This is a genomic window from Anaplasma bovis (assembly GCF_036903315.1).
GTDB lineage: Bacteria > Pseudomonadota > Alphaproteobacteria > Rickettsiales > Anaplasmataceae > Anaplasma > Anaplasma bovis.
Window position 1 is genome coordinate 1 of sequence record NZ_JAWLNY010000037.1, and the last position, 9,970, is coordinate 9,970.

General features: G+C 43.6%; 11 protein-coding genes and 2 tRNA genes. 9 read left to right on the forward strand and 4 right to left on the reverse strand.

Annotation, left to right across the window (positions count from 1 at the left end):
- Positions 1-88: 88 nt before the first annotated feature.
- Together R4I06_RS03460 and R4I06_RS03465 are read right to left on the reverse strand one after the other, a co-directional pair.
- A tRNA-Gly gene (locus tag R4I06_RS03460) sits at positions 89-159 on the reverse strand.
- A 7-nt stretch (positions 160-166) separates the two neighbouring features.
- A tRNA-Tyr gene (locus R4I06_RS03465) sits at positions 167-249 on the reverse strand.
- A 186-nt stretch (positions 250-435) separates the two neighbouring features.
- Here R4I06_RS03465 and rlmB point away from each other — a divergent pair.
- From rlmB to hemH, 9 genes are all read left to right on the forward strand, one after another.
- Positions 436-1,212, forward strand: coding sequence for a 23S rRNA (guanosine(2251)-2'-O)-methyltransferase RlmB (gene rlmB, locus R4I06_RS03470; protein ID WP_334414167.1), 777 nt, complete (start codon positions 436-438; stop codon positions 1,210-1,212).
- A 130-nt stretch (positions 1,213-1,342) separates the two neighbouring features.
- Positions 1,343-2,014, forward strand: coding sequence for a (d)CMP kinase (cmk, locus tag R4I06_RS03475; RefSeq protein ID WP_334414157.1), 672 nt, complete (start codon positions 1,343-1,345; stop codon positions 2,012-2,014).
- A gap of 59 nt (positions 2,015-2,073) precedes the next feature.
- Positions 2,074-3,753, forward strand: coding sequence for a 30S ribosomal protein S1 (locus R4I06_RS03480; protein ID WP_334414158.1), 1,680 nt, complete (start codon positions 2,074-2,076; stop codon positions 3,751-3,753).
- Positions 3,754-3,762: 9 nt separating this feature from the next.
- Positions 3,763-4,653: a signal peptide peptidase SppA gene (gene sppA / locus R4I06_RS03485; protein ID WP_334414159.1), complete on the forward strand. Its 891-nt coding sequence runs from the start codon at positions 3,763-3,765 to the stop codon at positions 4,651-4,653.
- Between the two features lie 14 nt (positions 4,654-4,667).
- Positions 4,668-4,979 (forward strand): HU family DNA-binding protein, encoded by a 312-nt coding sequence (locus R4I06_RS03490; protein ID WP_334414160.1) that lies wholly within the window; start codon positions 4,668-4,670, stop codon positions 4,977-4,979.
- A 112-nt stretch (positions 4,980-5,091) separates the two neighbouring features.
- Positions 5,092-5,400: a hypothetical protein gene (locus R4I06_RS03495; RefSeq protein WP_334414161.1), complete on the forward strand. Its 309-nt coding sequence runs from the start codon at positions 5,092-5,094 to the stop codon at positions 5,398-5,400.
- Positions 5,397-5,807, forward strand: coding sequence for a cell division protein ZapA (gene zapA / locus R4I06_RS03500; RefSeq protein ID WP_334414162.1), 411 nt, complete (start codon positions 5,397-5,399; stop codon positions 5,805-5,807). The genes R4I06_RS03495 and zapA overlap by 4 nt, the downstream gene beginning before the upstream one ends.
- Positions 5,808-5,875: 68 nt before the next feature.
- Complete coding sequence (locus R4I06_RS03505; RefSeq protein WP_334414163.1) at positions 5,876-7,021, forward strand: hypothetical protein; 1,146 nt, start codon at positions 5,876-5,878, stop codon at positions 7,019-7,021.
- A gap of 216 nt (positions 7,022-7,237) precedes the next feature.
- Positions 7,238-8,212, forward strand: coding sequence for a ferrochelatase (gene hemH, locus R4I06_RS03510; RefSeq protein WP_334414164.1), 975 nt, complete (start codon positions 7,238-7,240; stop codon positions 8,210-8,212).
- Here hemH and zapE read toward each other — a convergent pair whose 3' ends face one another.
- Both zapE and R4I06_RS03520 read right to left on the reverse strand, forming a co-directional pair.
- Positions 8,213-9,295, reverse strand: a complete 1,083-nt coding sequence (gene zapE / locus R4I06_RS03515) for a cell division protein ZapE (RefSeq protein ID WP_334414165.1) — start codon at positions 9,293-9,295, stop codon at positions 8,213-8,215.
- A gap of 166 nt (positions 9,296-9,461) precedes the next feature.
- On the reverse strand, positions 9,462-9,800 hold the full coding sequence (locus R4I06_RS03520) for a hypothetical protein (protein ID WP_334414166.1): 339 nt from the start codon (positions 9,798-9,800) through the stop codon (positions 9,462-9,464).
- Positions 9,801-9,970: the final 170 nt, after the last annotated feature.

Consider the following 9,970-nt stretch of genomic DNA (forward strand, 5'->3'; position numbering starts at 1 on the left):
ATCGTCCCTACGTTTATATGCGGCTTCCTTCCCCCTTCTGTCATCCTTTATTACCACTACAAAATTATAACAAACCAAAGCTGCAGAGAGCGGGTAATGGGAATCGAACCCACGCAGGCAGCTTGGAAGGCTGCTACTCTACCACTGAGTTATACCCGCATAACCGTGGAGGGGGTAGGATTCGAACCTACGTACACTAAAGTGGGCAGATTTACAGTCTGCTGCCTTTAACCACTCGGCCACCCCTCCTTTCAAAAAACTCAGCCAAAGCAACACCACTTGTAATAACACATAATTTACAAAAACAACACAAAAAACCAACCTCTTCTAGTGTTGATTTTGAAAATTTTAATCCTACAATGGATTCTTTACGATGGTGCTGTCCTCTACTTGGGCACAACTGCATGGTATTTGCACTCAACAGATTCAGAACTTATGACCCGTATTCAACGTGAACGAGAACGACACATCTGGCTTTATGGTAAACATGCTTGTGAGTCTGCGTTAAAAAACCCACGGAGAATTTGTAATGAGCTCTTGTTAGTACAAAAACTTTCTCACAAATATGCTTCGGTACTAAAATTAGCGCAGGATAGGGCTGTTCCCGTCAGGGTGGTTGATGAGAAACATGTGCGCACCTCTTTGGGAGCAGATCACGTACACCAGGGAATAGCTCTGAAGGTCTTACCATTGTTCGGACAAGGGAATGAGGAAATACACATATCTAGTGTGGTATCGGATATTGAGCACGGAACACCTTCTGCTATTGTGGTCTTGGATAAGATAACTGATGTGCACAACATTGGAGCAATACTGCGTTCAGCTGCCTGTTTTTCCATAGATGCAATCGTAGTTACAAAACATGATTCTCCAGCTGAAACTTCAACTATAGCAAAGGTTTCTAGCGGGGCAGTAGATTTGGTGCCGGTGCTTTGCGTTGGCAGTTTGGTGCAAACTTTGAAGTATTTAAAACAGCATGGATATTGGTGTTACGGATTCGATATGGAGGGGGACAAGCACCTGCATGAGGTAGATTTTTGCGAGCGCAGCGTTCTAATACTTGGGTCTGAGGGGGTTGGCATGCGTAGATTAACAAGAGAACACTGTGATTATCTCGTAAAAGTTCCCATGTCCAATAAGATGGACAGCTTAAATGTCTCTAATGCTGCATCAATAGCCATGTATGCAGTATATACGCAGCACATGAAGTAGTGCGTGTGTGACATACGACTGTACAAGAGGATGGTACAGTAGTGTGTATATTCCAAAAAGTGCTTTAGATTTGCCAATACTTGTGTGCTAAATACTGGTACATGTTTAAAACCTAAGGTGGTCAACCAAAGTGACATCTTCTAAGCCTGAACATACTGGATGCCTTATCGTCGCTATAGATGGCCCTTCTTCATCTGGAAAGGGCATGCTTGCCAAGGCAGTAGCTAAGGTTTTTGGATTTACACATTTTGATACCGGAAGATTATACAGGGTATTCGCAAAAGAGCTCCAAAACGGGCATTTGAAGGTGCTTGCTGGGAAAAATTGCATAGATGAAGAGGATGAAAAACGGATATTGGCTCTGACATTGGCAGCTGATCCTGCTTACAGTACGGAAGAAGCGGGTAAACTTGCGTCAATTTTGGGGCGAAATGCAGACATGCGTGCAATTTTACTTCATATACAGAGAAAATTTATACTGTCTTCTAAACACGGGATCGTCGTCGATGGAAGGGACATAGCGTCAATAGTGTGTCCGGAAGCACACGTGAAGGTATTCGTTACGGCGTATACGTCTATTAGGGCACGTAGGAGATTCAAGCAATTGAAGCTTACCGCGGGCACAAGAAGGATGATGTTTAAGCAAGTATTTTTTAGTTTGCTGCAGAGAGATATAAGAGATTCTACCCGAAAAGTAGCTCCTCTCACGCGTATTGAAGGAGCCTTTTATCTCAATAACTCTCATATGAGCGAGGAAAAATCTGTTGCAGAGCTGGTGAAAAAAATAAAAACATTCTTGTAAAACTATGTGAACGGTATATCATTGCCACTCATTGTTTTTCGTTGTTTCAGGCTCGATTTATGTCATCAGGCGCAGAGTTGCAAGATAGTTCTCCAAACAGCATCAGTAAGATGCAATCTAATAAGTTTGTTGGCCATGGTTTTGATGGAGTTGATTTTGGTTCCACATCCTTTTCAGATACCCTGTCTGGGTTATTGGATGATTCCCCAAGAGAGGGTGATATCATAGAGGGAACTGTCATATGCATGGACGGTGGTTACATAACGGTTGACGCGGGGTTGAAGTCCGAGGGCGTAGTTTCGCTTAGGGAATTTGAGCTTGGTGAAGGCAGGCAGGACATAGCGATAGGTTCTAAGGTAAAGTTGTACCTGGAAAGAGTAGAGGGCAAGAGCGGTAGCGTAGTCCTCAGTAGAGAGAAGGCTGTAAGAGCGGAGTTGTGGCAGAAGCTTGAGTGTGCGTACGAAGAGCGCACTGATATAGAGGGGATAATCTTCGGTTCGATCAAGTGTGGTTACACGGTTGACGTTGGGGGAGTAGTTGCATTTTTGCCTGCGAGCCACGTCGGGTTGCGTCAAGTGAAGGATATAACACCTCTATTGGGCAAGAAGCAGAAGTTCCGCATACTTAAGATGGATAAGAAGCAAGGAAACATAGTGGTTTCCAGGAAGGCTGTTTTGGAAGAGTCTCTTGCTGGAGCTAAGGATTTGTTTCTTGAGCAGCTGGAAGAAGGCAGCATAGTAGAGGGTAAGGTTAAGAGCATCACCAAGTACGGGGTGTTCATTGAGATACACGAGTCTCCTACTGTGGGTGTGGTCGATGGGTTGCTGCATATTACGGATATATCTTGGAGTAGAGTGAGCCATCCTTCTGCAGTGTTTTCGTGTGGCCAGACAGTAAAGGCTAAGATTATACGTATAGACAGGGAGAATAGGAAAATTTCTCTTGGGATAAAGCAACTGGAAGAAAGTCCTTGGGCTAATGTGGAGGAGAGATACCCTGTGGACAGTATTCACAAGGGTATAGTAACCAGCATAGAGGACTATGGTATCTTTGTGGAGCTAGAGACTGGTGTTGAAGGTTTGATACACGTGTCGGAAGTGAGCTGGGTGAGAAATCACTTACCTGTAAATCAGTTGTTCATGCGTGGTGAAGAGGTAGAGGTAAAGATTCTGAGCTTGGATGCTGTGAAGAATCGTATGAGTCTCAGTATCAAGAGGTGTACTGAAAATCCTTGGGAGGCTTTCATAGCCAAGAATCCTGTGGGCTCTATAGTTGACACTAAGATAAAGAGCATCAGCAATCTTGGTATGTTTGTTTCATTTTGTGATGACACTTCTGGTTCTGGGATAGAGGGATTGATTCGTTCGACAGAGCTCAGTTGGAGTGGGTCTCCTGAGAGTGCTTTGAAGAAGTACAATGTGGGTGACACATTACAGGCAAAGATATTGATGGTTAATACCAATAAGAACAAGATAGACCTCGGGGTAAAGCAGATTGAGCACGATCCATTTTTAGTGCTTCTTAGGAGGATAAACACGGGTGACAAGATTCCTGTTACCGTATCAAAGGTTCTAGAAGATGTTGGCGTGTTGGTGGATGTGTTTGAGGGATATGAGAGCTTTAATGTACTTGTTGAGCAGGAATATCTTCCTGATAACAAGAAGTTTTTCCCTGGGGATAAGGTTGAAGCTGAGGTTTTGTTGATAGGTGCGTACAGTCTTGTTTTATCTCTGAAGTGAGGTTTGTGTGTGTTTGATCATTTGCTGAAAATAGAGACACTACATTCTAGAGTATCTGCATGGAGGGCTCTTTTTTTCATCACGGTCTGCTTTTTGATATTTGCACTGTTTCAGATAGATTATTCAAGGTTGTTTTCTTATGGGGTGCCGAGCAGCCTTAGTACCGGAGTGGTAGCCAGGATAAATGTTGATGGCAGCATTGAGCGCAACAAAAGCCGTGAGGCATTGCTAAAAAGCCTTAAGCGTAACAAAGCTATAAAGGCCGTTATACTACAAATAGACAGTCCCGGTGGCACTGTGGGGGATAGCGAAGTTTTGTACAAACATCTTAGGGAGATCGCAGAGGAAAAACCCGTGGTTGCTATGCTGGGAAATGTGGCAGCTTCTGGGGGTTACATGGTTGCTCTTGCGGCTGACTATATAATAGCTAGGAATGGTACTATTACCGGTTCCATAGGGGTGCTTTCGCAGTATATTGGCGTTGCGCAGCTTGCTAGGAATTTGGGTATCTCGTTAAAAACCATAAAGACGTCGGAATTGAAGGCTGCTTCTTCTCCATTAGAGGATCTTAGTAGCACTTCTGAGAAGGTTCTTCAGGAAGTGGTGGATGATTTCCACAGATTTTTTGTTGGGTTAGTTTCGGAGCGAAGGGGTCTTGTTGGTGGGGAGCTTTCTAGAGTATCCGACGGCAGAATTTACACTGGCATGCAGGCTCTTAAGCTTGGTCTCATTGACGAAATAGGTGGAGAGAAGGAAGCCTTTGAGTGGTTGAAGGGCAGAGATATAGATACTGAGAAGCTCTTAGTAAGGGACATGGATTATCATCGTGGATTTGACTCCAGGGGATTTCTTAGTATGCTGGGATCATTGATGAGAGTTGCTTTGGCGCACTTTGCGTGAGATAGGAGATTAACATGTCTTTGAAGTCTGATCTCATAAAGCGTATTTCGAGAAAAAATCCTGCACTTGGGGAGGTTGTAGTATCTCAGATATTGAGTGTATTTTTTCTTTCTATAGTGGAGCATATTAGCGTTGGCTGTAGAGTGGAGTTACGTGGATTTGGTTCTTTCTCTGCTAGGAGTTATGTTTTCAAGGATTGCAATCGTGAGCTGGGAAGATCTCGGTACAGGAAAATGTACTTTCGTCCAAGTGAGAAGCTCGTAAAAGCCGTAAACAACTGTGATTCGCCGTCAGCCAAACCTTACAATGACGGTGGTAGGCAATAGCCCCGGAGCTGTGCGCCAGACTTTTGCAATCTTTATACAGCAACAAATAGTTTGCGTATCTGTCTCATCTGTACTAGCTTGGAAGGTCTTTGTTTGAATTTTACATGGCTTTATGAAGAATGTTGAGAGCATTGCGGAGCATCGTGAAAAGTTGCGCCAGGCTTTTGATGCGTTAGAAATGTATCTACAGAATACCAACCACTCGACAAAAGAGGATGCCACGCATGCTGAAAAAGTCGTGCTGCAAGAGCAGATAAAGGAGCTAACTACAGCCAATGAAAACCTTCAACGGGAGCTCAAACATGTGACGGATGAGTGCTCAGAATTGAGAATGGCTTGTAGTAAGGGAGTGGATAAGCTAAATTCTCTGATAGGCATAGTACAAACACTTGCAGAGCAAGAGAGAGAGGACGCAAAGTGACTGAGGGTGATATTTCGACCGGCACTCAACATATTGTAGACATTGCATTCCGGGGCACCGTATATAATGTGGCGTGTAGGAAGGGGGAAGAGTCAAGGTTACTGGAGTTCGTTGGGAACATCAACGAAATGGTCACTTCGATTCTGGGAGCAGAAAACGGCAAAAGTAAGGTGTCCGATGTTTTGTTGTTGCTTCTGGTATGTTTTAAGCTACTCGATAGAGTGGAAGATATGGAGAGTGCTTTCCAAAAAATACGTGCTGAGTTACAGGAATGTAAAATAAGGTATGATGCAGAAGTGAACTTGAGGTCTGAATTAGAGGAGGTATTGGGTTACAGTGCCGATAGACTAAGCAGACTGGTAGACCTTTTTAAAGAGTGCACAGAGGGTGCGCAATCACAGTCCTAAAGCCTTGCATCTTAGCTCTTTTCACGTATTTCACCGCTGCTTGACAAATTAGCGTGTATTGGAGTACTATGGCCTGCGTTGTTTGGGGTGCTTTTTTTTCTTTCCTTGGCTTTCTTCTTTTATTCATCATGAGGGTATTTATGGTCCGTGGTGGTAGTTATGCTGCAGTTCCATTGGTGGAGCGATTTGTCTTGTGCGCCATGAGTGGTGCTTCTACCTTTGCCATTTCTTTAGTATCTGCTGCCCAGGTGTATATTGTTACAAAACTGTGCGGTAGTAACTTTACGTCTAAAGCGCTGGACCTGTGCAATGGAAATTTAGAAAAATACAAGAAATGCATGAAGGCTGCGATTTTTCCTACACTGGAGATGCTTGTTTTTCCCACGATTTTCACGTTTCTCCATATGTACATTGCGCTCAGTAGCGTATATTGCATGTTGGGTTGCATGGTGCTGATGTCATGTACTTGTATTGCACTGCGCATGTCGGGAGTTGTTTCTGGGTGTACCTCTGTAAAGGCCCCCGTGTACCCCGGTGGTTACCCCTTTCCTACTGTATCGGCTGGGGAATGTGGCAAAAACAATTTGGTTCATTCTACTTCTACTAATGTGGGCTATAGAGCGACTACATCAGAAAACGGCCATAGGGACGCTGCTGAGCATGAGCATGCAGGTCCGATGCCTTGGAAAAAAGCCCTTGCTGTAGCGTTTCTTTTGGTGCCCTTTAGAGTGGCAAGCCTGGCTTCTTTGCTCATTCTTACAGCAACAAAGCTTGTACTTTTACCCGTAGCTTTGATTTCTGACATAGTTTACGCAGCTACCGGTATGTGGATAGTGTCGACAAAGAGCACAACTGTTATAAACAAGCGTGCTTTTTTTAAGGAATCATCCAATGTAGCAAGCCGTATACGTGGTTTAGCTGCTGCAGTATTTTACGATCTGGCGTGGGTTTTGAGTCTGGGTGTCTATGGTGCGGGAAAGATAATTTATGCATCCACTGACGTTCCTGCTAGCTCCCCTGAAGCCGAAAATTGTTCAGTGCGCAGCGACCTGTCTTCTTGCTGCAAAACCCGCGGTGTTGACGCTGAGAAGACGCTGCCTAGTTCTGTAGGAAAAGACAGCAGCAGTATTAGTGGATTCGTACAGGATATTAGCTGCTGCAAGGCGGCTGCCATTGCCCGTCCCGCCTCTGCTCCCTCTGCGCTTCTTCATTGATTATTAAGCAGCAGGCTTTACAGAATATCTAGGTGCGCCCTGTTCGGAAGGGATAGTTTCGTCTCTGTTCTTTTTAGGGTGTAGTGTTAGGACAGAGTTTTTTCTGTTTCTAAAAAATCAGAGGAGTGCTATTTTGTGCTTTGTAACCGTTCTGTTCTACCCGCTTACTTCCATAGAACACGCCGGTGCTACGGATAATACTGTATTGAGGGCTTTGTGAAAAGAAAAGTTGCAGTAGTACTACTGAATCTGGGTAGCCCGGCATCGTACGCAGAGGTAGAACCTTTTCTTTTCAGCATGTTTAGTGACAGATACGTCATAGACCTACCCGCTATATGCAGGATTCCCCTGGCGAAGTTGATCTCTAAACTCCGTTCACCAATCTCAAAAAAAATACATTCGCGTATAGGAGAAAAATCTGTGCTTCTGGAAGCAACCCAGGCACAGGGACTGGCTCTAGAGGATATGTTAAATGAAACAACCGCTGGAAAGAGTGAGTACAAGGTGTTTGTGTGTATGCGACATTCCGCTCCAGGTGCTCACCAAGTCGTCAACGATGTGCATTTATACGGTCCAGACCGGGTTATACTGCTGCCAATGTATCCTCACTATTCCTACGTGACGACACAATCTTCCGTTGATGCTTGGTACAGGGCTTCATACGAGCTTGGACACACATTTAATACGCACATTGTCTGGCACTACTATAACAATAGTCACTACATTGCCGCGCACTGTGAGCTGCTATTACTTGAGTATCGCAAAGTTTTAGAGACCCATGGCACTCCACCTAAGATACTATTTTCTGCGCACAGTATACCTCTATCCTTGATGCGGAGAGGAGATCAGTACGAACAACACATAAAGTGGAATGTAGAGCTCATATTGCAAGCGTTGAAAATCCCAAATCTGAATAGTGTACTTTCTTATCAAAGCAAGATTACAAGCCCATCAAAGTGGCTCGCACCCTCTACTAAACAGGAAATTATGAAAGCTGCCAAGGACGGCGTCCCCGTGCTCTTGGTGCCCCTATCTTTTACCGCAGAAAATTCGGAAACGCTTGTGGAACTAGATTTGGATTATGGCATTTTGTTAGAAACAGGAAAGTTCTTCAGGGTTCCAACTTTGGGAACTCATCCATCGTTTATACAGTGTTTATACAAGATTCTGCGAGAACCGGAGCCACTGTAGTTACTCTACTTTCCACATATTAGATCCCATTTCGTACAATCTAGACAGTGCACGCTTCACATCATGGGTCATTTTTCCCGTATACAGGTTACATATATCGGTTGCTATTGAGCAGAACAGACGACTCTTATGCTCATACAACGTGTCTATTAGCACAATAAATCTTTGAACTTCATTTTGTAGGTATGCATCGAAAACAGGTATGCCATGTACAAAAATTTCAGGAAAAGTCTCTGCTATCTTGACATATTCCAACGTCCATAAGGGATTCGTATTCCCACAAAGCTCATTAAAACTAAACCACGCGACGCCACTACATTCTTCCCCTATTTCGAACTTTCTACCTTGAACGGTAAGCGCCACCTTTTTCGTGTCTTGAAAGTTTATTTGCTTTAAAAAGTGATCCCTAAGCATCTTATCCGCATTTTCTCCGATGTAAAAAGTGCAGCCACTTTTTACACTCTTAGCACGACGATAATCATCTGCTCCAGGCATTTCCAAAACTTCCATTTTCTCTTCAATCAAGTCTATAGCAGGGAGGAAACGATCTCTGTGAATGCCATCCTCATATAGTTTTCTGGGGTGGTAATTTGAGGTCATAAAAATCTTCAGGTTGCGAGAAAATAAGGCGGAGAACACGCCCTTTAAAACCATGGCTTCGCATATATCGTGCACTTGAACTTCATCTATATACAGAAGGTCTATATCCTTTACCATAGCTTCTACCACGTACGCGACATGATCCTGTGATTCTCCACTTAATCGTGCATCTTGTAATAAATCATGTATGCGCTTCATGAAATCATTGAAATGTGTTCTGTACTTTCGCTCAATAGCACAGTACTCGTAGAAAATGCCCGTCAATAGCGACTTTCCCCTTCCTACTTCACCATACAAGTACACTCCCCTTTTGTGAAGTGCACCTGTATTCTTTCGCCAACGCTCCCACCACTTCCGCGACCTACTATTGTATTTTTCTAACTCTCTTAGAATAGAAACCTGAAGTTCATCAAAAACAATCTCTCGCGCAGAAACCATACGATTATAAGTTGTAAGTATTTTGCCTGAGTCGAAACTGTCCACGAGCACCCCGAAACCAATACACCGAGCGAGTGTTTATAATATACCGTGCAGCAAATAAAGCCGCAATGTGACTCCTTCGAACTCAATCGAGGAATACATATGCAAAACTTTTACACGTTTACAGCGGCGGAAAATGGTGTGAAGCATCCAAACATGCACACTACTCTTATTCACACACTTTAGAAGCCTTAGCAGACGTGAGTGCTTTCATCTTTTTTCTAACATATACGGGACTGTAACCTGCAAGATGACACACTGTAACAAAATCAGCATGCATATCTTTGATCCAGTTGAACGCTTTCACCTTCTCTACAAGATATTCCGTTCTCTTATAGTTTGATGTGATATCCACTAGTGCCTGTAGTATTACCGCACCCCATAAAGCCCTGTAGCGTACATCCTCGCTCGAGATCTCTCCTTCTTTTGAAGCACATGTGTCCTCCACAGAAAAAAGCCCTTCGTGCTCGTTAGAATGGTCGTGAAAATTTAGCAAATCAGAATTCATGTTTATACCTCAGATGTAAATCTGGCAAATTCAAAACTTACGTAAATAGAAAAATCAAGCTGCGTACTGAACATTCATAAATAACCAAAAGCTAAAAGCTAATCATTTCGTCTGCAGCGGTGGATATTCTGCTTATGCTTGGTTTAGTATAATTATATTGGATATTTCCT